Raw genomic sequence first — 25,198 nt, 5'->3', positions numbered from 1 at the left:
GAGACGATGAGGTAGATAGGTCATGGGTGGAAGCGTGGTGACACGTGGAGCTGAATGATACTAATCGGTCGAGGCTTTGATCTAGTCTAATGGTTTGTGTTGATGAATCCTCAGTTTTGAGAGAACAATCTCAAAAAAATGTTGACATTATGTTAAAATAATGTTAATATCATATTTGTCTGGTGGCGATAGCGAGACGGCCACACCCGTTCCCATGCCGAACACGGAAGTTAAGCGTCTCAGCGCCGAAAGTAGTTGGGGGATCTCCCCCTGTGAGGATAGGACGTTGCCAGGCAAGATCGTTCCGCAATAGCTCAGTGGTAGAGCAACCGGCTGTTAACCGGTAGGTCGTAGGTTCAAATCCTACTTGCGGAGCCACTTTCTCTTTTGGAGAGCTGTCCGAGTGGCCGAAGGAGCACGATTGGAATTCGTGTAGGCGGCAAAACCGTCTCAAGGGTTCGAATCCCTTGCTCTCCGCCAGTTTTTCAAATATGTAATGGCCCGTTGGTCAAGCGGTTAAGACACCGCCCTTTCACGGCGGTAACACGGGTTCGAATCCCGTACGGGTCACCATCTAATTTTATATCGTCGCGGGGTGGAGCAGTCTGGTAGCTCGTCGGGCTCATAACCCGAAGGTCGTTGGTTCAAATCCAGCCCCCGCAATTATTGTCCGGTCTCGTGGTGTAGGGGTTAACATGTCTGCCTGTCACGCAGAAGATCGCGGGTTCGAATCCCGTCGAGACCGCCATTTTTATTTTTAAATCAATCATACTACATATGGCTTTGTAGCTCAGTTGGTAGAGCAAAGGACTGAAAATCCTTGTGTCGGCGGTTCGATTCCGTCCAAAGCCACCATATATGTGGGGGGGTAGCGAAGTGGCTAAACGCGGCGGACTGTAAATCCGCTCCCTCGGGTTCGGCGGTTCGAATCCGCCCCCCCCCACCACTTAGGGGCATAGTTTAGCGGTAGAACTACGGTCTCCAAAACCGTCAGCGCGGGTTCGATTCCTGCTGCCCCTGTTTTAATTTCATCATGGCGATTGTGGCGAAGTGGTTAACGCACCGGATTGTGATTCCGGCATTCGAGGGTTCAATTCCCTTCAGTCGCCCCATTATTATTGGGCTGTAGCCAAGTGGTAAGGCATCGGATTTTGATTCCGACATGCGTAGGTTCGATCCCTTCCAGCCCAGCCATTTTGCGGAAGTAGTTCAGTGGTAGAATACGACCTTGCCAAGGTCGGGGTCGCGGGTTCGAATCCCGTCTTCCGCTCCAATGACTTTTGGCGCCATAGCCAAGTGGTAAGGCAGAGGACTGCAACTCCTCTATCGTCGGTTCGATTCCGACTGGCGCCTCCAACATAATATGCCGGTGTGGCGGAATTGGTAGACGCGCACGACTCAAAATCGTGTTCCTCTGGAGTGTCGGTTCGACTCCGACCACCGGTACTTTCTGCGGGTGTAGTTTAATGGTAAAACCTCAGCCTTCCAAGCTGATGACGAGAGTTCGATTCTCTTCACCCGCTTCATATCTCTCTGCCGAGTGGCGGAGAGATTTTTTGTATGCGAAAATATATAAAGGAGGTGAACGGAATGGACCCGTACACATTAAAACAACAAATCCTCGAGTACGCCGAGACTATCGGCATTGACGAGTTGAAAGTGACGACAGCTGATCCGTTCATCGTCATGAAACAACGACTCATTCGGCAACAAGAGAAAGGATTTGCCTCCGGATTCGAAGAACCGGATTTAGAGAAACGGACGAATCCTGAACTCCTGCTTGAAGAGGCACAGTCAATCATTGCGATTGCCATCGCCTACCCAAGCAAATTAAAGGATGCGCCCCGTAGTGTCTCTGGTGAGAGACGAGGATTGTTTGCTCGTGCTTCGTGGGGACTCGATTACCATCGGGCGGTCGGCGATCGGTTGGCAAAACTCCAAGCGTATATCGAAGAATTGGTTCCAGGCGTGCGGACGCGTTCGATGGTCGATACGGGTGAACTCGTAGACCGAGCTGTCGCAGAACGTGCGGGAATCGGGTTTAGTGGTAAAAACTGTTCCATCATCTCTCCTGAGAAGGGATCCTATCTTTATTTGGGGGAAATGATTTTAGATGTATACTTACCACCGGATGAAGCGATTGAAGACGGATGCGGAGATTGCGATAAATGCATGACGGCCTGCCCGACGACGGCCCTTGTGGAGCCGGGTGTCCTCGATGCAAAGCGCTGCATCGCCTATCTCACACAGATGAAGACGTTGATGCCGAGGGAGTTTCGGTCGAAACTTGGCGGTCGCCTATATGGATGTGACACGTGCCAGCAAGTCTGTCCGTACAATCGTAAAAAAGACTGGCGCCACCATGAAGAATTGTTACCGGAAGCTGAGATTGTCAAACCGCTCTTAGAGCCGCTTTTGGCATTAAGCAACCGGGAGTTCAAACAAAAGTTCGGACATTTGTCGGGCGCATGGCGTGGGAAGAAACCGATTCAACGGAATGCGATTTTAGCACTCGCGCACTATCGAGAACCTTCTGCGATTCCGATTTTACGTGAGTTCATTAAACAAGATGAACGCGAGGATATGCGTGCGACGGCGGTGTGGGCCATCGGTGCGATTCTCGGACCGGATGCCGATTCGATGTTTGAAGAGATTGAACAAAATGAAACGTCTGACATGGTACATGAAGAGATTCGCATCTATCGAGAGGAGTGGGCACATGAAGATCGTGTCGTCTAAATGGGGACCGTTAGCGTATGAATTAAACGCAGCAGGCAAGCTGACGGCTCTTGAGTTCACGACGCATGAACCGACAGAAGAAGCACCTCGGTGGTTGCGAGATCTCATGTTGCGAGTCGAGCAGACAGGGTTTCAAGAAGCAGATCGTGCCTACGTCGAAATGAACGGTACACCATTTCAACAGGACGTATGGGATGCTTTATTGACCATTCCGTATGGCGAGACACGAACATATAAACAAATTGCCGAGCAAATTGGGCGACCGAAAGCCGTTCGCGCCGTCGGTCAAGCACTCAATCGGAATCCATTGCCGATTCTCTTTCCGTGTCACCGCGTTATCGGAAGCAGTGGAAAGCTTGTCGGTTTTGCGGGAGGGTTGTCCGAGAAACAACGTCTTCTAGAATTTGAAATGAAAAAGTGAGGGAAATCAATCATGGCGATTCATGTCGTAATGTTTCAACCAGAAATACCAGCAAATACTGGGAACGTCTCACGTACGTGTGCGGCGACGAACTCGGTCCTTCATCTGATTCGTCCGCTCGGCTTCTCGACGGACGATAAGATGCTAAAGCGCGCCGGTCTCGACTATTGGCAATTTGTCGATGTCCGTTATCACGACTCGTTAGAAGAACTGTGGGAGAAGCATCCGGATGGACAGTTCTTTTATATCACGAAGTACGGGGAACAATATCCGAGTGATTTAGACGTCTCTGATGTAGAAGGTGACTACTTCTTCGTCTTTGGTCGTGAAACGAAAGGCTTGCCGATGGAAGTCATCGAGAACAATTTAAATCGTTGCATCCGCCTGCCGCAATCGAATCTCGTCCGTTCGTTAAATGTATCGAATACGGCGGCCATCATTGTATATGAAGCCCTTCGCCAGCAAGGATACGCAGGGTTGAAATAAAAAAAGAGCCGGATTCGTAAGAATCCCGGCTCTTATTCGTTACCCTCAGGTTTACGGTTATATCCAGCTGTCAAAATTGCTGAGAGGAAGACGACGCTGATTCCAACCATCAATAATAGGCCCATCCAAAAATCCCCCTTTTATTCTCCATAACTATGAATAGTATAATATACTTGTTAGTAGAATTGCACTGAATATAAGAAATTACTGTGAAATTGGAGAAGGAACATGAAAACGAATGTGTACTTACTGAGCTATGCCCCACTCATCGGAATTATTTTGTTTTCCATGTCACTTGCGATCGCGACATCCGAGTATGTGATCCAATGGCTGAATCAAATTGGCGTATATAGTGAAATCATCGAACTGTTATCCGTGCAAGAGACAAAAGTGCTTGTGCTCGTCGTATTCTTTACGATTTTCTTTATGTTGTTTAGCGCATTCAAGTTGGTTGCCGATACGTTCAATCAACTCGGTTTCGCCTTTTTTGCGCGGGAGACGAATGGGACGTCACTTCATCGGTTGAAGCCTGGGGCCATCATCTTCCTCATCGGTTCAGGAATCAGCTTTCTGTTTTTGAACACGTTGCTCGCTGTCATCGCCGTCCTCGTCGGAACGCTATTGATGTATCTCTTTTACTATGTCTGGCAGGTGAGCCAATCGATGTCTGTCCCACGTGCCATCGGCTTATTGCTCATGCAGGCCTTCATGTGGGCGACGTTGATCAGTGGGTTAGGTTGGTCGGTCCTTCGCTTGTTTAATTCTGTCGGAGATATCATCTTATGAAAGAATGCTTTGAACCGACCTTTGATGTGATGGAAGCATGGTGTCATTCATTCGTACCTGAGGAAACATTGTATTGGATTGATTCCTCGTTCCTCGATGATTTACCGGCATCCTGTCTTATTATCCCGAGACAAGAATTTGTCACTCATCCTATTTACTTAAGACCTGGAATTACGAATCCGTATGTGACATGGCAGATGGGTCAGGAGGTGACCCATATCATCCATGCGTTCTCTGGTTTTTTGGCGGAGTTGCAGGGTCATGTCAAAACACGTCTATTGGAATATCAAGTGATGACAAATCGCGGTCTCGTTTTGCCGATATCGGACGAGCAGATGAAACGTCTATCGAATGAGGCGATTGTAGAGAAGGACGGCACGCATGTCATCGTCTTGCATTCGCAAAATTGGAATGCTCTCGACATCGAGATGCGTCATTCTCTTCTGCTCGACTATGCGAAGGAGTGGGATCGTTGGGAAGGGGAACACTGTGATGACTCGATTGCCTCGTATCTTGCGGACTATGCAAATCGGTTTCCAATCCAGGAAGGAAGTAACTGTCTCGCAGCGACGTTGTTTGCGGTCACAGGAAACGAACAAATCGTTCACCAATGGGTTCATCCGGAGACATTCCTTCAGACACTAAAGCGAAGTGGGTACGAAACCGTGAAGGATGATGCGCCAAGGTCGAATGACGTCCTGACGTTTTGGAACGACCAAGGGCAACTGATTCATGCGAGTTACTGTGTGAGAGATGGACTCTATTTCAACAAGCATGGTCAAGTTCGTTTCAACCCTTGGAAACTGATCGATCACGACGAGTTGAAGGAACATTGGGGAGCATATCGACTTCAGATTGAACGTCGGAAATAGAACAAAAGGAGTCAGCCCACTTTTCAGCGGCTGACTCCTTTTTAATGCGACTCCGTCCAAACAATCGCTGGATACGCACGGTTGGCGAGTTCTGGGAACGGACGAGGTGTGTCGGCACCAAGCCAAATGGCGGTGATGGTGCGGTCGGTCAGTCCGACGTACCACATGTCTTTATTGTCGTTTGTCGTTCCCGTCTTGCCTCCGAGATAATCGTAGTCGTCTTTCACTCGATTCGCATAGCGTCCCGTCCCGTACGTGGTGACGGTCGATAATGCTTTCTTCATCACGTCCATGGTATCCGTAGACCAAATGGCCTCTTCGGTCAGAATTGGAGTCAATGTCGGCTCCCCGGACTTGAATTTGATTTGTTTGATCGTATGTCCTGATGTATAGACACCTTTGTTTAAGAACGGTGTGTAGGCGGCTGCCAGTTCTCTTGGAGAGACTCCTTGTGTGAGTCCACCAAGAGCGCTAGCTAAGTTCTCATCCTGTTCATCCCATTGACTGAACATCATGTCTGCCGTCTTATACGCCCGCTCTTGATCAATCGTTGAGAAGGCGGCGAGAGCAGGTGTGTTATACGAGTAGGCGACCGCGTCCTTTAATAAGACATCACCTAACACGCGGTCGTGGCTATTCCCGGGACAATACGAACCGTAGCAGGTCGGTCGTCCATCGAGTACTGTGTCAAGCGTCGCACCAGTGTCTTCGATAAATGGTGCGAACACGAGAATTGGTTTAATGGCTGATCCTGGTTGGCGATACGCCTGTGTCGCCCGGTTGAACTCACCGACTTGTGTCATTTCTGAATCGACCATTGCCACGATTCGTCCTTGAGGTGTCAGTTCCGTATAGCCTCCGTTCAGCCCGGGAGGAAGTTGACTCATCACCCGTTTTGCTTGTTTCTGTTTTCCTGTCGATAAGTAAGTCTCAATCGTTGCTTCATGGGTAGATAAATAATCTCTTGCTTCGGTATCGTCCAAGTCATAGCGCGTACGTACCAATTGAATCGCCTCGCGGACGGCTGTATCCATATAGTCCGGGTATTGAATCGTTTGATTACGGTACGAAGCTTGTAGTTTTACACCATAATATTGGTCGTAGGCACTCTTTGAGAGGATACTTGCTTCAAACAATTGTGTCAAAATCCGGTCCTTGCGTTCAAAATAGGCTTCTGTAGGATTGAGCGGGTCATAAAGGGACGGATTATTCGGTACCGTCAACAGATAGGCCAGTTGATTCCAATTCAAATCAGCGAGCGGCCTTGAAAAGTATGTATCAGCCGCAGATTGAATCCCATATACGTTATGTCCAAAGAATATGACATTGCTATAAGCTGTTAAAATTTCTTTTTTGCTATAGTTTTTTTCAAGCGCTTGAGCGATTAACAATTCCTTCACTTTTCGTTCATATGTTCGCTCATGTGTGAGGTAGACGTTTCGTGCGAGCTGTTGTGTGATCGTGCTCCCACCTTGAACGGATGTCTCGTTCGCGTTATTGATAAACGCACGGGCGATTCCGCTCAAATCATAACCGGGATGAGCATTGAATTTACGGTCTTCAATAGTCATGATGGCTTCTTGAATGTGTTTAGGCAACGCCTTTGGAGTTACATCATTTCTACGGCCAGCCAAATAAATTTGTTGTTCCCCACCATTGTATGCGAGTGTGATGGCTTGTTTCGACGAGAGTGGTTGCGCCGACACCAGTTCTTCTCCCCACGATAAAATCTCTTCAGTTTTATCAATCTCTTCTTTCAATGCGTTTGTGAGTGTTAAGGAAGTCGCTAAAAGTCCAGCGAAAAATAAAGTTCCAATCCAAGCTCTCATCCAATCACCTCTTTCTATTCATTATATCGTCAAATTTATAAAAAAATAAAAAATGTAAACGTTATCATATAATAATTCGAGAAGGAATACTTTAGGAAAGAGCGAAAAAGGGTAAAAGAGGTTGTATATTACGATTTTGAGGAGGCTTATTATTTATGAAGCAAGAAATGGTTGCGATGCTCCTTGCGGGAGGAGAAGGAAAACGATTAGGGCCTCTCACGCGAAAAACGGCGAAACCAGCCGTGAATTTCGGCGGAAAGTACCGAATTATCGATTTCCCATTGTCAAACTGCACGAACTCAGGAATCACAACAGTCGGGGTATTGACGCAATACGAGCCACTTGAATTGAATCGTTACTTAGGAATCGGGACAGCATGGGACTTAGATCGTCGCAATGGAGGATTGGCGATTCTTCCACCTTATCAAGCACAGTCGGGGAAAAATTGGTATGAAGGAACAGCTAATGCGATCTATCGTAACTTGAGCTACATCGACGCTTACGATCCGGATTACGTCTTGATCTTATCAGGAGATCACATTTACAAAATGGACTACGAGAAGATGCTCGAGGCCCACAAAGAAAAACAAGCCGATGTGACCATCTCTGTCATGGAAGTACCATGGGACGAAGCATCACGATTCGGTATTTTAAACACAGCGGATGACCTTCGAATCAATGAGTTTGATGAAAAGCCTGAAGATCCAAAGAGTAACTTGGCATCGATGGGCATCTACATCTTCAACTGGAAAGTCTTACGAGAGCATTTAATTAAAGATGCTGAAGATGAGACGTCGAGCTTTGACTTCGGGAAGAACATCATTCCAAATACGCTTCTCCAAGGGCTTGACGTCTTCGCCTACAAGTTCAAAGGATACTGGAAAGATGTTGGGACGATTCAATCACTTTGGGAAGCGAACATGGACCTCTTAGAGGAAGACCCTCCATTTGATTTGTATGACCCAGATTTTAAAATCTATTCGGTCAACCCGAATCAGACACCTCAGTATATCGGAAAAGATGCATGTGTCGAACAGTCTGTGATCAATGAAGGGTGTCATATCGAAGGGGAAGTACAACACTCGGTTCTATTTTATGACGTCCGTGTCGAAGAAGGCTCACTCGTCAAAGACTCCGTGATTATGCCGGGGGCTAGAATTGGGAAGGATGTAACAATTCACAGAGCCATTGTCGCGAGCTGTGCAGTCATTGAAGATGGTGCGACAGTCGGTGAGCCAGGTGGTGAAATCGTTGTTATTGAACCACATGAAAACATCGAAAGCGGAACCGTCTTCAAACAACGGGTTTGAAACAAGTAAAGAGATACGCAAGGAGGCGTTACTGTTGACGAACGATTTATTAGGGGTCATTAACTTAGGAACGGAACAAGGATTGTTTCCAGAATTTACAGGACATCGCAATTTAGCAGCAGTCCCTTTTTCAGGACGATATCGCCTGATTGATTTCACGTTGACGAATATGATTACGCAAAATATTAGTCAAGTCGGGATTTTTACATTAGATAAGTATCGCTCCTTGATGGACCACCTCGGATCAGGAAAAGAGTGGGACTTAGATCGCTCTCAAGGTGGTCTTCACATCTTCCCTCCGGCATTAAAACCAGACGGTGAAGCGTATCTTGGGGATTTGGCAAACTTTTCGATGCACCGTGAACATTTCATTCGTAGCAAGCAACCGTATGTAGTTATTACAGGGTCGAACGTGCTGACGACGATTGACTATAACGACATGCTCGAACATCACAAATCGATTGGTGCGGATATCACACTTGCTTATACAACACATGAGCAGAAATGTGGTTACTGTCGCCCGATTCGTCTCGGTGAGAACGATCGTGTCGTCGGCGTGTCAGAACGAGGCTTTTCACCAGATGATGAGTATTCATATACAGAGACAATTATTATGTCAAAGAATCTCTTCATGCGGCTCGTTGACGAAGCGACGTCTAAAGGTGAATATGATTTATTAGATGGCGTCATTCGTCCACAACTCCACCGTTTACACGTTCACGGTTATCATTATGTCGGGAAAATGCAAGTCATTCATTCTGTACTTTCTTACTATAATGAAAGTATGCGATTGCTCCGTGGAGAAGGGATTATTTACGATTTCCCGCACATTTATACGAAAATCAAGCACGAACCACCTACTCGTTACTTGAAAGGTTCGAAAGTGAATGAAGCACTCGTGGCGAACGGATGTAAAATTCATGGGGAAGTTCAAAACAGTATTCTCTTCCGTGGTGTTCAAGTAAGTAAGCATGCTCGCGTCAAGAATTCTATCATTTCGTCGAAGTCAATCATTGAAGAAGGGGCTGTTGTCGAAAATGCGATCCTTGATAAAGAAGTGGTCGTAAAACGAGGACAGGTCATTCGAGGTACAATCGACGAACCGATTGTCATCGCAAAACGAACAGTGGTGTGAGGAGGATTTTATGAAAATTTGGTATGTTGCTTCAGAAGCGGCACCGTTCATGAAGACGGGGGGGCTAGCCGACGTCGTCGGTTCCCTCCCTCAAGCGGTGGCGGATTTAGGAGAAGAGGTTAGCGTCGTCATGCCGAAGTATGGATCGATTGCTGAAGAGTATGTGGACGAGATGGAGTATTTATTCGACCTAATCGTTCCGGTCGGTTGGCGCAAGCAGTTTGGTGCGGTCTTAAAATTAGAGCGGGATGGCATCAACTATTATTTCATTGATAGCGAGTATTACTTTAAACGTGATGGTGTTTTATACGGACACTTTGACGATGCAGAGCGATTCGCGTTCTTCTCGCGAGCTGTACTCGAGATGATTGGAAAGATAGAAGATGTGCCCGATGTCCTTCATTGTCATGATTGGCAGACAGGGATTTTACCAGCATTTTTACGAATCCATTATCAACATATTGAAGCGTATCAACATATTCGTACCGTCTACACAATCCATAACTTGCAATATCAAGGAGTCTTCCCTGAAGAGATTTTGGGAGAGCTACTACAGTTCGGTCCTGAACATTTTACGGCTGAAGGTATTCAGCATAACGGTCTCGTCAATTACATGAAAGCAGGAATCGTCCACTCAGATCAAATCACAACAGTCAGTCCATCTTATCGCGATGAAATCATGGAGCCATATTACGGTGAAGGATTAGATGGAGCCCTGCGTCATCGCGCTGTCGATGTACGAGGAATTTTAAACGGCATTGATTTGTCGACGAATGACCCGAGTACGGATGCTCGTATTGCACAGACGTATGATTTGGATACGTATAAAAAAGGAAAAGTCGCCAACAAACGAGCGTTACAAGAGCGTCTCGGTCTTGAGGTACGAGACGATGTCATGCTAATCGGTTTTGTCAGCCGACTCGTTGACCAAAAAGGACTCGATTTAATAAACGCTGTCCGTGAAGAACTCGGTCAATTGCCTTGTCAATTCGCATTTCTTGGTTCGGGACAACCGGAATATGAGGGAATCATTCACGAGATGACGGCAGCACATCCGGGAACGGTCGGTTCATATATCGGTTTTGATATCGAACTCGCGCACTTGATTTATGCTGGGGCGGATGCTTTTTTAATGCCGTCACGTTTCGAACCTTGTGGACTCAGTCAACTGATTTCCATGCGATACGGCACATTGCCCATCGTACGTGAGACGGGCGGACTGCGGGATACGGTGAAGCCGTATAACGAGTTCACGCAAGAAGGGACCGGATTTGGGTTCATGAATTATAATGCCCATGAGATGTTGGCGACAATCGAATACTCGATTCGTGTCTATTCCGAGAAAGAAAATTGGGATGCCCTCGTCCATCAGGCGATGACCGCGGACTACAGCTGGAAACAATCCGCCAAGCAATATCGTGAGTTATATCATTTATTCGCATGATTGGAAGGAGCTAATTTGATTTATGTTCACAGATAAACAGAGCTTTGTCGGCGCATTTAAAGAACGATTTATCGCATTGAATGGAAAGTCGATTGAGGATGGGACAGAGCAGGAAGTGTATCAAACATTGGCAACGATGGTGCGCGAACAGGCCATGCCGAAATGGATCCATACGCGAGACCGTCAAGAAGAAAAGCATAGTAAGCAAGTCATCTACTTCTCACTTGAATTTTTATTAGGCCGTTTCCTGTACAATAACTTGTTAAGCCTAGACGTATTAGAACTCGTCAAAGAAGGACTTGAGGATCTCGGATACGATTTTACCGATATCTCAGAGTTGGAACCGGAACCTGGTCTCGGGAACGGGGGGCTCGGTCGTTTAGCAGCTTGCTTCCTTGATTCGTTGGCCGCACTCAGTTTGCCCGGGCACGGGAACGGGATTCGATATCGCTATGGTCTCTTCAAACAGAAGATTGTGGATGGATATCAGGTCGAACTACCGGACAATTGGCTCCGTGACGGAAACATGTGGGAAACGAGACGTCAGGATAAGGCGGTCGACATTAACTTCGGTGGATGGATCGAGATGAAGCAAATCGGAGACCGATTGCGTGTCGTCCATCATCCTGATGAAGTTGTCAAAGCGGTCCCGTACGATATGCCAGTCATCGGTTATCAGAATGACGTTGTGAATACGTTGCGTCTTTGGAACGCTGAATCGCCCCTTGACGATGAGGCTTATTTAGAAAAAACGAAAGGGACGTATAAAGACTTGTTAAAACATAAACAGTCGATTGCGACCATTTCGGAATTCTTATATCCGGATGATACGACTTATGAAGGAAAAGTACTTCGTTTGAAACAACAGTATTTCTTCGTGTCGGCAGGAATCCAGTCGATGCTTGCTTCTTACTTAAAAGGTAATAAATCTCTCAAACAATTGGGCGATCATTATGCGATTCACATCAATGATACGCACCCGGTTGTTGCAATCCCTGAATTAATGCGAATTTTGATGGATGAGCATGGATACGGATGGGAGGAAGCGTGGCGAATCACGAAGAGCGTCATGTCGTTTACGAACCACACGTTACTCGCAGAAGCACTTGAAAAATGGCCGGTTGAGATGTACCAGCGGCTATTGCCACGTGTCTATCAGATCATCGAAGAAATCAATCGACGTTTCTGTCGTGACGTCCTGGTCAACTATCCCCATCTCGAATCACATATGGGTGAAATCGCAATCGTATCGAATGAGCATATCAATATGGCCAACTTGGCCGTCGTCGGCTCTCATTCGACGAACGGGGTTGCACAAATCCATACCGATATTTTGAAACAGCGTGAGATGCGTTACTTATATGAGATTTTCCCACTGCGATTTAACAACAAGACGAACGGGATTACCCATCGTCGCTGGCTCTTAAAATCGAATCCACGGTTATCTGAGGTCATCACAGAAGCAATCGGTCCTTCGTGGATTGAGCATCCAAATGATTTGGAAAAGCTGATGGATTTCTCAAAAGATAAGAGTTTTCAAGAAAAAGTGATGGATGTGAAGCAACAAAATAAATTCGATTTGGCAGCTTACATTCAATCGGAGACCGGAGAAACGGTTGATCCGCATTCGATTTTTGATGTGCAAGTCAAGCGTCTACACGCCTATAAGCGACAGTTGCTAAACGCGCTTCATATCCACGCGCTCTACTTGAAGATTCAAGCAGATCCGACGTTCACGATGGTTCCCCGAACGTTTATCTTTGGCGCAAAGGCGGCACCAGGATATCATTATGCGAAAGAAATTATTCGTTACATCAATGCGCTTGCGACATTAATCAACAAGGATAAGCGAGCAAGTCAATTCATCAAAGTCATCTTCCTTGAAAACTATCGTGTTTCAATGGCTGAACGGATTTTCCCGGGATCTGATTTGAGTGAACAAATTTCGACTGCAAGCTATGAGGCATCGGGTACCGGCAACATGAAGTTCATGATGAATGGTGCTTTAACGATTGGAACGTTAGACGGAGCCAATATTGAGATTCGTGATGCCGTCAGCGATGATCACATCTTCATTTTCGGATTATCTCCACAAGAAGTCATGAACTATAAAAAGTTCGGAGGGTATCATGCAGCGGAGATGTATCACGCACACCAAGAAATCAAGGATGTCGTCGATGGTCTCGTCAGTGGGACATTCGATAAGGTAGGCGAATATCAATTCCAGTCCATCTTCGATTCACTTCTCGTCTACAACGATGATTTCTTAGTCTTAAAAGACTTTATCTCTTACATGCGAGCACAGCGACGTGTCGACGAGATGTTCGGTGATTGTGCGCGTTGGGCAGAGAGCTCAATTGTCAATACGGCGAAATCGGGCATCTTCTCAAGTGACCGAACCATCACGGAGTATGCAAACGCAGTTTGGAATATCAAACCGACGAGCGTGAAATAAAAAAACGATCCACCCGTTACGGGTGGACCTCGTTTTCTGGATAGCTGACCCAATCGGAATATGATCCTGGATAGAGCCGGACATCGTCCTTACCGAGAGCATGTAGCGCTAAAATATTGACGCAGGCGGTCACACCGCTCCCACAATAAAAGATGGGGTTCTCGACAGGAAGAACATCTTTGTAAAGTTCTTTCAAATCGTGAAAGTCTTCTAATGTGCCGAGCTCTGTAATAGCTTCTGCATATGAGCAAAGCAATGCGTTCGGAATGTGTCCTGCTTTTTGGTCTATCGGTTCGTGTACGCCGTTATAGCGATCTTCTGATCTAGAATCGTAAAGTTTACCGTTTGTGGCGGCTCTTACTTCTTCGAGTGTGGCAATCATGTCGTCTTGGAAGTCCGGCGTATAGTCACTCGACTTATAGTGTGGAATTTCCGTCGTGGTATCACCGCAATAGGTGATTCCCGACTGGATTCCGCCTTCTAGGACGACGACCCGCTCGTGACCGGCCCATTTAAAGAGCCACCATGCACGGGCTGCATACGGAAAACCGTCATCATAAATAACGACAAGATCATCTTTTTTCAAGCCGATGCGACGAAGCGTTGACGTCCATGCCTCTTTTGAAGGGAGCGGATGACGTCCACCATGTTCACCGAGTGGACCAGACAAGTCTTCCATCAAGTCGAGAAAGACGGCGTTCGGAAGATGTCCCTGTCCATAAACGTATTTACCATAGGACGCGTCGTTTAACGAATATCGGCAATCGATGAAACGAATCGAGTTCGTATGCACGATTTGTTTTAATTCTTGGGCACGCATTGTTGGAAACATTAATATCACCTCGAGGTTTCATTACTCTCATCGTATACAAGATTGAAGCAATTGGCGAGTACTTCGATTGATTTTTTTAAGTTGAAAGGGGAATAAACCATGACATGGCAACAAACATATGAACGTTGGAGTCAATTTGATGGACTTGAACCGCATTTGCGTGCGGAACTTGAAGAACTCGCAAAAGATGAGTCAACGTTAGAAGATGCATTTTATAAGACGCTGGAGTTCGGGACAGGCGGGATGCGGGGAGAAATTGGACCGGGTGCAAATCGAATGAACATGTATACCATTCGAAAAGCGTCTCAAGGGTTTGCTGATTTTATCTCATCCTCAGGAGAAGAGGCGAAGCGTCACGGCGTCGTCATCGCCCATGACTCGCGTCATTTTTCTCCGGAGTTCGCGTTAGAGGCGGCGCGGACGCTCGCGTCAAACGGCATCAAAACGTACTTGTTCCCAAGTTTGCGCGCCACACCTGAGCTCTCATTTGCGGTACGTCATCTTGATGCATTCGGCGGGATCGTCATCACAGCTAGCCACAATCCCCCTGAGTATAACGGGTTCAAAGTATATGGGGCAGACGGTGGACAGCTTCCACCGGTGGAAGCGGATGAACTTGTCAGTTACGTCAATGCGATTGAAGATGAGCTGACGATTGAAATCAAAGATGAGGCAACGCTTCGTCAGACGGGTTTGCTCGTCACAGTCGACCGATCAGTCGATGAAGCGTATATGGAGGCGCTCCAGTCAATCCGTATTCATCGTGACGTACAGGACAGTTCCCTTCAAATCGTCTATTCGCCGCTCCACGGGACGGGACGCCGTCCAGTCATGGAAGGGTTGAAGGCGTATGGATTTGACCATGTGACGATTGTAGAAGAACAAGCAGAGCCAGATGGCGCGTTCCCAACAGTCAGTTATCCGAACCCGGAAGAAAAGGCGGCGTTTAAATTAGCAATGGAATACGGGGATCGTGTCAGTGCTGATTTACTGATGGCGACCGATCCTGATGCCGACCGTGTCGGCTTGACCGTGCGCGGACAAGATGGTGATTGGTTCGTCTTGACGGGAAACCAGACAGGTGCGCTATTGATGGAATATATCCTCTCACAGAAGAGTGAAACGGGGACGCTTCCATCGAACGGGTTCGTCGCGAAGACGATTGTCACGTCCGAACTTGGTGCCGCCATTGCGAAAGCATACGGCGTGCATCTTGAAAACACGCTGACCGGATTCAAATTCATCGGTGAGAAAATTAAACAGTATGAAGAGTCTGGAGAATATGAGTTCCTGTTCGGCTATGAAGAAAGCTATGGCTACTTGATTGGGGATTTCTGCCGTGATAAGGATGCCGTTCAGGCTTGTTTACTCGCAGCGGAGATGGCGGCTTATCATAAACAACATGGTCGCACGCTTTATGATGCGTTGCAGTCGATTTACGAGAAGTATGGGTTCTATGAAGAATCGTTACAGTCGATGACGTTGAAAGGAAAGGCTGGTCTCGAACAAATCGGACGGATGATGGAAGCGTTCCGTGCCAATCCGCCAAAAGAAGTAGGGGGATACGAGGTCGTTCGCTTCGAAGACTATAAGAAGCAAGTGGCGACTGACTTGCAGACCGGTAAGTCTGAAGCCATCGAATTGCCATCATCGAACGTCTTAAAATTCATCTTTGCGGACGGGTCATGGTTCTGCCTTCGTCCGTCTGGAACAGAGCCGAAAATCAAGTTCTACTTCAGTGTACATGCGGATCGTGCCGACAAAACGACTGCAAAACGTGAAGCGATTGAAGCGGACGTCATGCAACAGGCGAAAGCGATTGATTGATACCGAACATCACTCTAGAAATAGGGTGATGTTTTTTGTTTGACATGAAGACACTCCGCCAGTATGATGAGGTTATTGTTTAAAACCGTGTAATCATATAAGGATTATAAGAAAGGCGGAATCATCATGAGAAAAACGTTAACTACAGTATTGGCACTTGGAGCTTCAGTAGGGCTTCTCGCAGCTTGTGGCAATGAAACAGGAAGTGGAGCGGACGAATCGGTCATTACTGTCGGGACAGAGGCGACTTATCCACCCTTCACATATAAAGACAAAGGTGAATTGATGGGATATGATATCGATGTCTTGAATGAGGCGGCAGAACGTGCCGGTTATAAAGTTGAATACGAGGCAATGGACTTTAAGGGACTCGTCCCGGCTCTCGATGCAGAACGCATTGATATGATTGCCAACCAAATGAGCATCACACCTGAGCGTGAAGAGAAATATGCATTTACTGATCCGTATGCCGTGTCGGGTGCACAAGTCATCGTCGCTTCGGACAACAATGATATTCAAGGAATTGACGACCTTGATGGCAAACTAGTCGGCTCGACACAAGGTTCTGCTTATGCCCAAATGGCTGAAGAAGCAGGTGCTGAAGTGAAATACTACAAAGGGGCAAACCAAGTACTTCAAGATCTCGAAGTCGGTCGCTTGGAAGCGGCACTTAATGACCGTCTCTTTATTTTGACAGAACTTGAAAAGACAGGTTATGACGTCAAAGCAGTCGGTGACATCTTCAATACAAGTGAAGCTGGATTCATGGCACGTCAGGATAGCGATGTTCTTAAGAAGTTGAACGATGCACTCGCGGAAATGAAAGAAGATGGCACAATGAAAGAAATCGGTGAGAAATACTTCGGTGAGGATATCAGTCAATGAATGAACTGATCACGACCGTCATAGATAACCGCTCGGTCTATCTTGAAGCCATCCAGCTCACGTTGATCGCCAGTGTCCTGTCGATTCTTCTCGCCTTGGCGCTCGGTCTGATCATCGCTTTACTTCATAGTAGTCCAATTAAAATTGTACGATTGTTAACACGGACATATATCTCGTTCTTCCGTGGAACACCGCTGTTGCTCCAGTTGTTGATTTTGTATGTCGGTCTCACTGGGTTCGTGCAACTCAGTGGGATGCAGGCGCTCATCTTCGGATTAGGGTTTCACTTTGCGGCCTATATCTCAGAAGCATTTCGGGCGGCAATTAACTCTGTCGACAAAGGACAAGTGGAAGCGAGTGTCGCGCTCGGCATTCCGAAAATGAAGCGTTTCAAAGACATCATTTTCCCGCAAGCGCTCTCTCGTGCCATCCCGCCTGTCTCGAACTCGGTCATCGACATTATCAAGTCGACATCGCTTGGTACGGTCATTGCGGTTCAGGAGTTGACGTACGTGTCTGACCAGATTGCGGCCACAACCTATCTGGTCATGCCGTTACTCTTGTTCTCGGCTTCAATCTATTGGATTTTGTCGACCATGATTCAAGCTGGGCAACATAAACTCGAACAGCGTTACGCGATTCGATGATAAAAAACCCTCGATTCAAACGAATCGAGGGTTTTTGTATGGCTTAACGGATGACTTGTTCTGTTTCTCCGTCGAAGAAGTGTGCTTTTGTCATATCGAGGGCGAGTTCAACATCGTCACCCATGTGGATGTTTGAGCGACCGTCGACACGTGCTGTGAACTGGTGTCCACCGAGTTCTGCATAGAGGTATGACTCTGATCCCATGAGCTCAGCGACATCGATGTGTGCTTTGAACGTATGCGTTGTTGGCGAGTCGATGTAGATTGGCTCATCATGGATTGATTCTGGACGAATCCCGAGGACAAGCTCTTTACCAACATAACCACGGTCACGAAGGGTCTTCATTTTTCCTTCTGGTACGTTGACTTCTTCCCCGTTCGTGATGAATTTGCCTTCTGCGAGTGTACCGCGGAAGAAGTTCATTGAAGGGGAGCCGATGAAACCGGCGACGAAGATGTTGTCCGGGTAATCGTAAACTTCTTTTGGTGAGCCGACTTGTTGGATAAGGCCGTCTTTCAAGATAACAATACGTGTTGCGAGTGTCATCGCTTCAGTTTGGTCATGGGTAACATAAATCGTAGTTGTGTCCAAACGGTTGTGAAGTTGGATGATCTCTTTACGCATTTGTACACGAAGTTTTGCATCCAAGTTCGAGAGTGGTTCGTCCATTAAGAAGACTTTCGCATCACGAACGATGGCACGTCCGATGGCCACACGTTGACGTTGTCCACCTGAGAGTGCTTTTGGTTTACGCTCGAGGTATTCCTCCAAGCCGAGAATACGTGCAGCGTCTTTGACGCGACGATCAATCTCATCTTTCGGGAACTTACGGAGTTTCAACCCGAATGCCATGTTGTCAAAGACACTCATGTGTGGATAGAGTGCATAGTTTTGGAAGACCATGGCGATATCACGATCTTTAGGAGCGACATCGTTCATTCGTTTCCCATCAATGATAAAGTCACCGTTTGAAATTTCTTCAAGGCCTGCGATCATACGAAGTGTCGTCGATTTTCCGCAACCAGACGGTCCGACAAATACAATGAATTCACGGTCTTTAATGTGTAAGTTAAAATCGCTGACGGCTTTGACGCCACCATCGTAAATTTTTTCAATATGTTCTAAACGAATTTCTGCCATGTCGTTAGCCTCCTAAAGAATCTGTTTGTTTATAATAGCGCTTACAAGAATGATTATATGATGAAACCGCTTGCATTGAATATAGACAAGTTGCACAAAAACCGTCAGTCGGATTTGTGCAACGTGACCAATAGTTGAAGGAGACTAGCGTCATAGAACTTTCGAGCGTCATAACCGGTCGTCTCGAACAAGCGATCGAGTCGATAGTTCAGCGTGTTTCGATGCATGAACAGCGCTTTGGCCGTATGTGAGACATTCAACGAGTGGCTGAACAATGATTCGAGCAATTCAATCGTTGACAGGTCGAGCGGTTCAAGCAATGGTGCAATTCGGCGAATTCGTTCTTTTGAATCCTGCTCTTGTAGTAAATAATGGTATAATAATTGACTAGCAGGGTAAGTTTTAGTAGAGAGACGCGCGTATGGTATGAGTATTTGATGTTGACGATACACGTGGGCTAGGTTGCCTTGTGGGCGTTCGCTATACACGGCATAAGCTTCTATAAAGCAATCGCTCGCAATGGCACGCAATACGTCCTCAAATTCTTGGAGATCGGCAAACGTGTCTTGCTCAATGAGTTCGAGATGTTTTTGGGTCATCACTATCATTTCAGCATGCGGCATGAAGTCGTGTACAATGCTGATGAATGAATCGAGTGATTCCTCTTCTGTTTCTTGAAGCGAAAGGGTAATCAGCCGAAACGGTTGTTCAAAGCGAAACGTATCATCCTGTAAACGCTCTTGCCACTTTCGCTGATGAGGGTCTGACTGAAGAATGGGAGTCGCCCACATGCGTAGAAGTTGCTGTTCACGTTCGGTTAATTCGAACGTTGGTAATCCAAATACGGTACCGTTTTGCGTCTCGAACCAGTCATGGTCACCAGATGCATCTTCCGACCGATAGACAGCGGCCGGAAATATCGATTTAATACGATCAAACGTATTCAATACTATCACCTCAACAACAATGTATCATATTTCAGATTGGAGGCTTGCAGTTTGGACGGGATATTGAAGATTTTACTCATGATTGTGATTGGAGCAACGATTGGGGGTGTGACGAACTTCCTCGCCATTAAAATGTTATTCCGACCACATGAACCGAAATATATTGGTTCGTTCCGGATTCCATTTACTCCGGGACTGATTCCGAAGCGACGGGATGAATTAGCATCCAGTTTAGGAAAGACCGTCGTCAAACACTTGTTGACACCAGAAGGTATGCGAAAGCGATTGCTAGATGATCAAGTGACGACACACATCACACAATTTGCTCAGCAAGAAGTTCAAGCGATGTTGCGCTCGGATAAAACGGTCCGAGAACTCGTAGAACCCCTCTACCCGAACGCGGAGGCACGCATCCTCACGTTAGCGGATGACAAGTTACGTGACGAGTTAACGAGCGTCATGGCTGAAGTAAAGGAACGAAAGTTGTTCGAGTTACTTGGGGAAGAAGGGATGGACCGCGTACGGGCGGTCATTCCTGAAATTGTTGATGCGCTTCTTGTTAAATCGGAAGAATATTTCTATTCTCCGGAAGGTGAGGCACAGCTTCGACATATGGTTGATTCGTTTGTTCAACGTCGACTCGGATTTATCGCAGGATTCATTCAAAACATCAACTTTGTCGAAATGGTTCGACCTGAAATCGTCAATATTTTAAGAGGTCAGTCAACGCGTGACGGAATGACGACGATGATTACGCGCGAATTTGAGCGTTTTAGTGAAAAATCAGTCGATACGCTAATGGACGAACGATTAGAAAAACGACTCATCGATGGCATTGTGCAACAGGTAGTCTCACGCTTACCAATAGCGCAATTGTTGGATCGCCCCGTCTCGACATATACGGAGTCTGTTGAATCCCGTGTCGTCGACGAAATCGTCCCACAAGGCGTGACGCTTGTCATTGAGCGCTTCACGAATCAATTGGAGACGATTATGGATCGATTAAAGATTGATAAAATTGTTCAGGAACAAGTTCAATCTCTCGATACGTCCTACCTAGAAGAAATTGTATTATCCATTTCCAAACGGGAGTTTCGGGCAATAACATGGCTTGGCGCGCTATTAGGTGGTATGATTGGGTTGATCCAAGGGTTGATTGCCATCTTGTGATGGCGAAACCCTAATAGTATTTAGGAGGACGTTACATGTCACAAACAAACTTGTACGACCAAGCTTACCAATTGGAGAAAGCACTTCGCGATTCTGAAGAGTTCACAACACTCTCTTCTTTATACGATCGTGTCAATGCGGATGCGGAAGCGAACCAGTTGTTCGCTGACTTCCGTAACATCCAAATGACGCTTCAACAAAAGCAAATGCAAGGAGAGGAAATCTCTGAGCAGGAAATGATGGATGCGCAAACGAAAATGATGAGCGTTCAACAGAACGAATTGATCATGGAGCTCATGCAAGAAGAGCAACGCATGCACCAGCTCGTTACAGAAGTAACGAAAGTCATCATGAAACCACTTGAAGAGCTTTACGCTCCGATGGTGAATGAAAACGAAGTTCAATAAGACAATGATGAACGGGTAGCTTTCGGGCTATCCGTTTTTTTGTTGATGAGATTGTCACACCTATTAAGTAAGCGCTTTCATAAACTGGATTATAATGAAGATGTGATAATGGGGAAAGGGTGAACTGTCATGGTGACTGTCCTTATACTTTTAGGGATGATTCTCTTTTTCATAATGGGATGGCTACGGGCAGATTTGGTTGCTGTGATTGGACTTCTCTGTCTCGTCTTAACAAATCAATTGACTCCGAGTGAGGCGGTATCCGGATTCTCAAATTCGGTTGTGTTGATGATTGCCGGACTATTCGTGGTCGGTGCGGGATTGTTTCATTCTGGCTTAGCAGAACGACTGGCTTCCTTATTGATCCCATACGCCAACGGGAGCGAGACGAGATTATTCTATTTATTCATGTTGACCGTCACGTTCCTTTCAAGCATCATGTCAAACACAGGTACGGTCGCATTACTCATTCCAGTCGTCATGGCGATGGCGCGCCAAATTAAAAGGTCTGCCAAAACATATCTCATGCCGCTCGCCTTCTTCTCAAGTATTGGTGGAACGATGACGTTGATTGGGACACCACCAAATCTAGTTGCAGCAGAATCGTTACGTGGTCTTGCGGAAGTCCCGATCGGTTTCTTTTCGCTGCTTCCGATTGGCTTGGTCGTCATGGTCGTGGGATTGGTTTATTTCCGTCTGTTCGGAAATCGTTTACTCGATCAAGGTAGCTCGAATGAGTGGGCTAAAGAAGAAACAAAAGAACCACCAAGTCCGAGCGTGTATGTCATATCGATTGAGAAATCCCACCCTTTAATTGGGAAGCGGTTGAGTGACCTGAAGTGGTCACATAATGGGATTCTTGTTCTAAAAGAACGTATTCAAGGGATACGTCAACACTATGAAACAGCACGCGCCGACACCGTGATACGCGCAGGAAGTTTACTCGTTAGTGGGGACGAACAGCAAGTTCGTTCCCTCTCACATCAGGAACAAATTCCTTATAAAAAGGTTGAAGCAAAAGCTGTAAATGATAAAGCAGGAGGCGTCGCGCTATTCACGATTCCAGCATCGAGTCAACTCGTAGGGAAATGTATCGGCGAGAGTCGATTACGGAGTGAGTTCCATGTCAACGTCTTACAATTAATTCGTCCACAAGAAGAAATTGCGCATGTCCGATTGAAAGATACCCCGCTAAAACAAGGTGACTTATTGATGGTACAAGGAGAGTGGGATGACCTTGAACGAATTGAACAAGACACACGTCTATTGCTCTCGAATGAACGGGTGACCGATGTGGCCAATCGAACCGTATCCAGTCATCATCAGCTTGCAGCAGGCATCATCTTGCTTATGATGGTGGTGCTGTTTGTATTCGAGTGGGTCGACCCGACCGTTGCGGTTTGGTTAGCGGCACTTGCAATGATTTTGAGTGGGGCCGTGCGTCATATGGATGTCGCATATCAATCGATTCAATGGTCATCACTCGTCTTGATTGCAGCTATGATACCGGTAGGGACTGCGCTTGAGCACGCGGGAGTCATGGCATGGTTAGTTGAATGGATAGAGAGTTCTTTTGCCGGATATGGACCTGGCTGGGTGCTCGTTGTTCTTTTTATTGCGACAATCCTACTTAGTCAAATCATCTCGAACACAGCGACCGCTATCTTGTTTATACCACTTGCTATCGCACTTGCGGAATCGATGGCGGTTAGTCCGATCCCGTTCGTCATCGCCGTCGCCATTTCGGCGTCACTTGCTTTTATGACCCCGTTCGGGTCTCCGACAAATGCGATGGTGTTTAGTGTGGGGGGGTATCGATTCGTAGATTTCATAAAAGTCGGTGTGCCACTGCAACTACTGACTGCATTCTTCGGTATACTCATGATTCTTTTCTTATTTCCATTTTGAGCAGGAGTTGAGAAGGGACGAAAAGAATAATCAGAGAGTGGCTGAAGGAAGGGAATGATGATCATGAAAAAATGGATGATGCTCATCCTCTGTCTATTTCTCGTTGCATGCGGGGAAGAAGTGGAACCTGAACCCGAGTTGACGGAGAACGGACGGGTGGCCGAACAGTATCTCGAGGAACAACAGTATCCAATCGTCTCTTTCGAAGGAGAGCATACGAGCACATTAACCTTAGATGAGTTGAAAGAAGATCGTGCACGTAACACGTGGGGACTACAATCCGTGTCACCGGATGAATACGTAGGAAAGATTATATACTATGAAAACTTTACTGTGAAAGATCATCCGATAAGTGAGCAATCTCCCGCCGGCCTGACTGGAGTGTCGGTGATGGTCGTGGATGGGAAGGTGATCGGAGGGACATCTTTCCCTGTAACCGACGGATCGGGCTTGGGGAACGGATATAGTCTGAGCGGAGAAACGCTAGAGGACATTCATCCTGATATTCAAGAATGGCAGGAAGCATGGGACGAGAAATACAGCGAATAAAAAAGTAGACCGAGAAAAATAACCTCGGTCTACTTTTATTAGGATGCAGTGCCTTTCAATTTCCCCGGTAATTTGCACCGTTCGAAATAGATGAGCTGCCCCTGGTGCACAATACGTGCCCCTTTATGCTCGTGCCCGGCAGCGCGAAGCATGTCGAGTCCTTTTATTTTGGCGGATTGATCGTCACTCGCCTCAAACATTTCATTCAATACGAGCGTGCCGTCATTTTCGAAACCTGTCACCGTGTATGTTTCCATTCACATGACCCCCTTTTCTTTATTTTAATGAATGGTTATTCATTCTTCAAGAGAAGGTTTTGTCAATTCATCGAATGTCAGTTGCCGTGTCGATTCAGTTCGGGGAATCAAGTCGGATACGGTCAGTCCGATCAAACGGACGGGCTCGATGACGTTCATCTCATCGAAGAGACGTCGGGCCAATCGTCGAATCTCGTCGTGGTCATGAGTCGGATGGTTTAATTTGATTTGATGACTCCGAGCCTGAAACTCGCTCGTCTTTAATTTAATGGTGACCGTTTGACAGCTCAGCTCGCGACGATCGAGCTGACGCAATACGTCCTCCATTTCAGGAATGACCCGTTCGAACACTTCTTCCGGGTCATCGATATCAATGGCGAACGTCGTCTCCGATCCGATCGACTTACGTTCCCGTGTGGCGACGACGGGGCGTGTGTCTCGTCCGTGTGCCAGTTCATATAATTGTTGTCCACGATCATGTCCGAAAATGGCTTTCAATTGTTCCGGGCGAGTTGTTTGCAAATCACCAATTGTATGATATCCGCTCTTATAAAGTGTTTGTGCGGTCACTTTTCCGACCCCGTGCATCGCTTCAATAGAAAGGGGAGCGAGAAAATCTGCCACTTCATGTGCCGGGACGACAGTGAGACCGTTGGGCTTCTCAAATCCCGAAGCGATTTTAGCAACGAATTTTGAAGGCGCGACCCCGGCGGATGCAGTAAGGCCGGTACGCCGTTTGATTTCACCTAAAATATACCGGGCGATAAAGGGTCCGGATGAGCTCAATAACGTATTCTCTGTCACGTCGAGATAAGCCTCATCGAGCGAGAGCGGTTCGACGAGCGGTGTAACTGACTTAAAAATCTCCATTACTTGCGCGCTGACTTCGCGATATGCTTGAAACCTTGGTTTGACAAATGTCGCATGCGGGCACAAGGCAAAAGCGCGACGTGATGACATCGCGCTGTGTACGCCATATTTCCTCGCCTCATAGGAACATGTCGCGACGACCCCACGGCTGTGAGGTGGGCCTCCGACGATGACGGGCTTCCCTCGTAAATTGGGACGGTCTCGCTGTTCGACAGAGGCGTAAAATGCGTCCATGTCCACGTGAATGATGAGTCGTTCCATAACATCACCTTTCCTGGGCA

Annotated in this window: 22 protein-coding genes, 14 tRNA genes and 2 rRNA genes; 32 read left to right on the top strand and 6 right to left on the bottom strand. The window is 46.8% G+C overall.

Going from position 1 to position 25,198, the window contains the following annotated elements:
* The 21 genes from KNO96_RS05890 to KNO96_RS05790 form a co-directional block, all read left to right on the top strand.
* Window positions 1-84, top strand: a 23S ribosomal RNA gene (locus tag KNO96_RS05890); the annotation flags it as partial.
* Window positions 85-178: 94 nt separating this feature from the next.
* Window positions 179-295 (top strand): 5S ribosomal RNA (gene rrf / locus KNO96_RS05885).
* A gap of 8 nt (window positions 296-303) precedes the next feature.
* Window positions 304-378, top strand: a tRNA-Asn gene (locus tag KNO96_RS05880).
* A gap of 11 nt (window positions 379-389) precedes the next feature.
* Window positions 390-480, top strand: a tRNA-Ser gene (locus tag KNO96_RS05875).
* 18 nt (window positions 481-498) lie between these two features.
* Window positions 499-573: transfer RNA gene (locus KNO96_RS05870), tRNA-Glu, on the top strand.
* 16 nt (window positions 574-589) lie between these two features.
* Window positions 590-663 (top strand) — tRNA-Met (locus KNO96_RS05865).
* Between the two features lie 9 nt (window positions 664-672).
* Window positions 673-748: transfer RNA gene (locus KNO96_RS05860), tRNA-Asp, on the top strand.
* A 31-nt stretch (window positions 749-779) separates the two neighbouring features.
* Window positions 780-855: transfer RNA gene (locus KNO96_RS05855), tRNA-Phe, on the top strand.
* A gap of 7 nt (window positions 856-862) precedes the next feature.
* A tRNA-Tyr gene (locus KNO96_RS05850) sits at window positions 863-946 on the top strand.
* A gap of 3 nt (window positions 947-949) precedes the next feature.
* A tRNA-Trp gene (locus tag KNO96_RS05845) sits at window positions 950-1,020 on the top strand.
* A 16-nt stretch (window positions 1,021-1,036) separates the two neighbouring features.
* Window positions 1,037-1,112 (top strand) — tRNA-His (locus KNO96_RS05840).
* A 7-nt stretch (window positions 1,113-1,119) separates the two neighbouring features.
* Window positions 1,120-1,194, top strand: a tRNA-Gln gene (locus KNO96_RS05835).
* 4 nt (window positions 1,195-1,198) lie between these two features.
* A tRNA-Gly gene (locus KNO96_RS05830) sits at window positions 1,199-1,273 on the top strand.
* 9 nt (window positions 1,274-1,282) lie between these two features.
* A tRNA-Cys gene (locus tag KNO96_RS05825) sits at window positions 1,283-1,356 on the top strand.
* Window positions 1,357-1,365: 9 nt separating this feature from the next.
* A tRNA-Leu gene (locus KNO96_RS05820) sits at window positions 1,366-1,446 on the top strand.
* Window positions 1,447-1,452: 6 nt separating this feature from the next.
* Window positions 1,453-1,523 (top strand) — tRNA-Gly (locus tag KNO96_RS05815).
* 67 nt (window positions 1,524-1,590) lie between these two features.
* Window positions 1,591-2,739 (top strand): tRNA epoxyqueuosine(34) reductase QueG, encoded by a 1,149-nt coding sequence (queG, locus tag KNO96_RS05810; protein ID WP_214702810.1) that lies wholly within the window; start codon window positions 1,591-1,593, stop codon window positions 2,737-2,739.
* The gene (locus KNO96_RS05805; protein ID WP_214702808.1) at window positions 2,720-3,160 is read left to right on the top strand and encodes a methylated-DNA--[protein]-cysteine S-methyltransferase; all 441 of its coding nucleotides are present in this window, start codon (window positions 2,720-2,722) and stop codon (window positions 3,158-3,160) included. Before queG ends, KNO96_RS05805 begins: the two co-directional genes overlap by 20 nt.
* 12 nt (window positions 3,161-3,172) lie before the next feature.
* The gene (gene trmL, locus KNO96_RS05800) at window positions 3,173-3,646 is read left to right on the top strand and encodes a tRNA (uridine(34)/cytosine(34)/5-carboxymethylaminomethyluridine(34)-2'-O)-methyltransferase TrmL (RefSeq protein ID WP_214702806.1); all 474 of its coding nucleotides are present in this window, start codon (window positions 3,173-3,175) and stop codon (window positions 3,644-3,646) included.
* 228 nt (window positions 3,647-3,874) lie between these two features.
* Window positions 3,875-4,432: a DUF5366 family protein gene (locus KNO96_RS05795; RefSeq protein WP_214702784.1), complete on the top strand. Its 558-nt coding sequence runs from the start codon at window positions 3,875-3,877 to the stop codon at window positions 4,430-4,432.
* The gene (locus KNO96_RS05790) at window positions 4,429-5,304 is read left to right on the top strand and encodes a hypothetical protein (RefSeq protein ID WP_214702782.1); all 876 of its coding nucleotides are present in this window, start codon (window positions 4,429-4,431) and stop codon (window positions 5,302-5,304) included. The genes KNO96_RS05795 and KNO96_RS05790 overlap by 4 nt, the downstream gene beginning before the upstream one ends.
* 41 nt (window positions 5,305-5,345) lie before the next feature.
* Here the strand turns inward: KNO96_RS05790 and KNO96_RS05785 are convergent, their stop codons facing one another.
* Entirely contained in the window at window positions 5,346-7,133 is a 1,788-nt protein-coding gene (locus KNO96_RS05785; RefSeq protein WP_214702780.1) for a transglycosylase domain-containing protein, read from the bottom strand.
* A 155-nt stretch (window positions 7,134-7,288) separates the two neighbouring features.
* Between KNO96_RS05785 and KNO96_RS05780 the strand changes: the two genes are divergently transcribed.
* Genes KNO96_RS05780 through KNO96_RS05765 form a run of 4 tightly spaced genes read left to right on the top strand, consistent with a single transcriptional unit; the run spans window position 7,289 to window position 13,477 of the window.
* Complete coding sequence (locus KNO96_RS05780) at window positions 7,289-8,443, top strand: glucose-1-phosphate adenylyltransferase (RefSeq protein ID WP_026826694.1); 1,155 nt, start codon at window positions 7,289-7,291, stop codon at window positions 8,441-8,443.
* A complete protein-coding gene (gene glgD, locus KNO96_RS05775) occupies window positions 8,385-9,578 on the top strand; it encodes a glucose-1-phosphate adenylyltransferase subunit GlgD (protein ID WP_251124990.1) in 1,194 nt (397 codons plus the stop codon). The genes KNO96_RS05780 and glgD overlap by 59 nt, the downstream gene beginning before the upstream one ends.
* 10 nt (window positions 9,579-9,588) lie before the next feature.
* Complete coding sequence (glgA, locus tag KNO96_RS05770) at window positions 9,589-11,022, top strand: glycogen synthase GlgA (RefSeq protein WP_214700477.1); 1,434 nt, start codon at window positions 9,589-9,591, stop codon at window positions 11,020-11,022.
* A 22-nt stretch (window positions 11,023-11,044) separates the two neighbouring features.
* Window positions 11,045-13,477, top strand: coding sequence for a glycogen/starch/alpha-glucan phosphorylase (locus KNO96_RS05765; protein ID WP_214702775.1), 2,433 nt, complete (start codon window positions 11,045-11,047; stop codon window positions 13,475-13,477).
* A gap of 16 nt (window positions 13,478-13,493) precedes the next feature.
* Here KNO96_RS05765 and KNO96_RS05760 read toward each other — a convergent pair whose 3' ends face one another.
* Complete coding sequence (locus tag KNO96_RS05760; RefSeq protein WP_034771210.1) at window positions 13,494-14,309, bottom strand: sulfurtransferase; 816 nt, start codon at window positions 14,307-14,309, stop codon at window positions 13,494-13,496.
* A gap of 99 nt (window positions 14,310-14,408) precedes the next feature.
* Here KNO96_RS05760 and KNO96_RS05755 point away from each other — a divergent pair, with 99 nt between their 5' ends.
* The 3 genes from KNO96_RS05755 (at window position 14,409) to KNO96_RS05745 (ending at window position 17,668) form a co-directional block, all read left to right on the top strand.
* A complete protein-coding gene (locus tag KNO96_RS05755; protein WP_214702769.1) occupies window positions 14,409-16,136 on the top strand; it encodes a phospho-sugar mutase in 1,728 nt (575 codons plus the stop codon).
* 126 nt (window positions 16,137-16,262) lie between these two features.
* A complete protein-coding gene (locus KNO96_RS05750; protein WP_214702761.1) occupies window positions 16,263-17,021 on the top strand; it encodes a transporter substrate-binding domain-containing protein in 759 nt (252 codons plus the stop codon).
* Window positions 17,018-17,668: an amino acid ABC transporter permease gene (locus KNO96_RS05745; protein ID WP_026826687.1), complete on the top strand. Its 651-nt coding sequence runs from the start codon at window positions 17,018-17,020 to the stop codon at window positions 17,666-17,668. Before KNO96_RS05750 ends, KNO96_RS05745 begins: the two co-directional genes overlap by 4 nt.
* Before the next feature lie 43 nt (window positions 17,669-17,711).
* On the opposite strand, the gene KNO96_RS05740 is transcribed toward KNO96_RS05745, so the two are convergent.
* Window positions 17,712-18,809 carry an ABC transporter ATP-binding protein gene (locus tag KNO96_RS05740; RefSeq protein WP_214700482.1) on the bottom strand — a complete coding sequence of 366 codons (1,098 nt, stop codon included), beginning with the start codon at window positions 18,807-18,809 and terminating at the stop codon, window positions 17,712-17,714.
* 104 nt (window positions 18,810-18,913) lie between these two features.
* Entirely contained in the window at window positions 18,914-19,765 is an 852-nt protein-coding gene (locus KNO96_RS05735) for a PucR family transcriptional regulator (protein WP_353047572.1), read from the bottom strand.
* A 69-nt stretch (window positions 19,766-19,834) separates the two neighbouring features.
* Between KNO96_RS05735 and KNO96_RS05730 the strand changes: the two genes are divergently transcribed.
* From KNO96_RS05730 to KNO96_RS05715, 4 genes are all read left to right on the top strand, one after another.
* Window positions 19,835-20,926, top strand: coding sequence for a DUF445 family protein (locus KNO96_RS05730; protein ID WP_214702884.1), 1,092 nt, complete (start codon window positions 19,835-19,837; stop codon window positions 20,924-20,926).
* 35 nt (window positions 20,927-20,961) lie between these two features.
* Window positions 20,962-21,333 (top strand): YlbF family regulator, encoded by a 372-nt coding sequence (locus tag KNO96_RS05725; protein WP_026826683.1) that lies wholly within the window; start codon window positions 20,962-20,964, stop codon window positions 21,331-21,333.
* Window positions 21,334-21,462: 129 nt separating this feature from the next.
* Window positions 21,463-23,241: an SLC13 family permease gene (locus KNO96_RS05720; RefSeq protein ID WP_214702753.1), complete on the top strand. Its 1,779-nt coding sequence runs from the start codon at window positions 21,463-21,465 to the stop codon at window positions 23,239-23,241.
* 63 nt (window positions 23,242-23,304) lie between these two features.
* The gene (locus tag KNO96_RS05715; protein WP_214702751.1) at window positions 23,305-23,790 is read left to right on the top strand and encodes a hypothetical protein; all 486 of its coding nucleotides are present in this window, start codon (window positions 23,305-23,307) and stop codon (window positions 23,788-23,790) included.
* A 38-nt stretch (window positions 23,791-23,828) separates the two neighbouring features.
* Here KNO96_RS05715 and KNO96_RS05710 read toward each other — a convergent pair whose 3' ends face one another.
* Both KNO96_RS05710 and dinB read right to left on the bottom strand, forming a co-directional pair.
* The gene (locus KNO96_RS05710) at window positions 23,829-24,047 is read right to left on the bottom strand and encodes a YhzD family protein (RefSeq protein ID WP_026826680.1); all 219 of its coding nucleotides are present in this window, start codon (window positions 24,045-24,047) and stop codon (window positions 23,829-23,831) included.
* A gap of 39 nt (window positions 24,048-24,086) precedes the next feature.
* The gene (gene dinB, locus KNO96_RS05705; RefSeq protein WP_214702749.1) at window positions 24,087-25,178 is read right to left on the bottom strand and encodes a DNA polymerase IV; all 1,092 of its coding nucleotides are present in this window, start codon (window positions 25,176-25,178) and stop codon (window positions 24,087-24,089) included.
* Window positions 25,179-25,198 lie beyond the last annotated feature (20 nt).

Source organism: Exiguobacterium sp. s89, assembly GCF_018617735.1.
GTDB classification, from domain to species: Bacteria; Bacillota; Bacilli; order Exiguobacteriales; family Exiguobacteriaceae; genus Exiguobacterium; species Exiguobacterium marinum.
The sequence above is the reverse complement of the archived record's forward strand: the minus strand, read 5'-3'. Positions and strand labels throughout refer to the sequence as shown.

Coding starts and splice junctions, on each gene's coding strand:
- queG (WP_214702810.1), top strand. CDS start 1,591: ATGGACCCGTACACATTAAAACAACAAATCCTCGAGTACGCCGAGACT.
- KNO96_RS05795 (WP_214702784.1), top strand. CDS start 3,875: ATGAAAACGAATGTGTACTTACTGAGCTATGCCCCACTCATCGGAATT.
- KNO96_RS05710 (WP_026826680.1), bottom strand. CDS start 24,047: ATGGAAACATACACGGTGACAGGTTTCGAAAATGACGGCACGCTCGTA.
- KNO96_RS05760 (WP_034771210.1), bottom strand. CDS start 14,309: ATGTTTCCAACAATGCGTGCCCAAGAATTAAAACAAATCGTGCATACG.
- glgA (WP_214700477.1), top strand. CDS start 9,589: ATGAAAATTTGGTATGTTGCTTCAGAAGCGGCACCGTTCATGAAGACG.
- KNO96_RS05730 (WP_214702884.1), top strand. CDS start 19,835: ATGATTGTGATTGGAGCAACGATTGGGGGTGTGACGAACTTCCTCGCC.
- KNO96_RS05745 (WP_026826687.1), top strand. CDS start 17,018: ATGAATGAACTGATCACGACCGTCATAGATAACCGCTCGGTCTATCTT.
- KNO96_RS05750 (WP_214702761.1), top strand. CDS start 16,263: ATGAGAAAAACGTTAACTACAGTATTGGCACTTGGAGCTTCAGTAGGG.
- KNO96_RS05755 (WP_214702769.1), top strand. CDS start 14,409: ATGACATGGCAACAAACATATGAACGTTGGAGTCAATTTGATGGACTT.
- KNO96_RS05740 (WP_214700482.1), bottom strand. CDS start 18,809: ATGGCAGAAATTCGTTTAGAACATATTGAAAAAATTTACGATGGTGGC.
- KNO96_RS05805 (WP_214702808.1), top strand. CDS start 2,720: ATGAAGATCGTGTCGTCTAAATGGGGACCGTTAGCGTATGAATTAAAC.
- KNO96_RS05790 (WP_214702782.1), top strand. CDS start 4,429: ATGAAAGAATGCTTTGAACCGACCTTTGATGTGATGGAAGCATGGTGT.
- dinB (WP_214702749.1), bottom strand. CDS start 25,178: ATGGAACGACTCATCATTCACGTGGACATGGACGCATTTTACGCCTCT.
- KNO96_RS05780 (WP_026826694.1), top strand. CDS start 7,289: ATGAAGCAAGAAATGGTTGCGATGCTCCTTGCGGGAGGAGAAGGAAAA.
- trmL (WP_214702806.1), top strand. CDS start 3,173: ATGGCGATTCATGTCGTAATGTTTCAACCAGAAATACCAGCAAATACT.
- KNO96_RS05765 (WP_214702775.1), top strand. CDS start 11,045: ATGTTCACAGATAAACAGAGCTTTGTCGGCGCATTTAAAGAACGATTT.
- KNO96_RS05725 (WP_026826683.1), top strand. CDS start 20,962: ATGTCACAAACAAACTTGTACGACCAAGCTTACCAATTGGAGAAAGCA.
- KNO96_RS05720 (WP_214702753.1), top strand. CDS start 21,463: ATGGTGACTGTCCTTATACTTTTAGGGATGATTCTCTTTTTCATAATG.
- KNO96_RS05715 (WP_214702751.1), top strand. CDS start 23,305: ATGAAAAAATGGATGATGCTCATCCTCTGTCTATTTCTCGTTGCATGC.
- KNO96_RS05785 (WP_214702780.1), bottom strand. CDS start 7,133: ATGAGAGCTTGGATTGGAACTTTATTTTTCGCTGGACTTTTAGCGACT.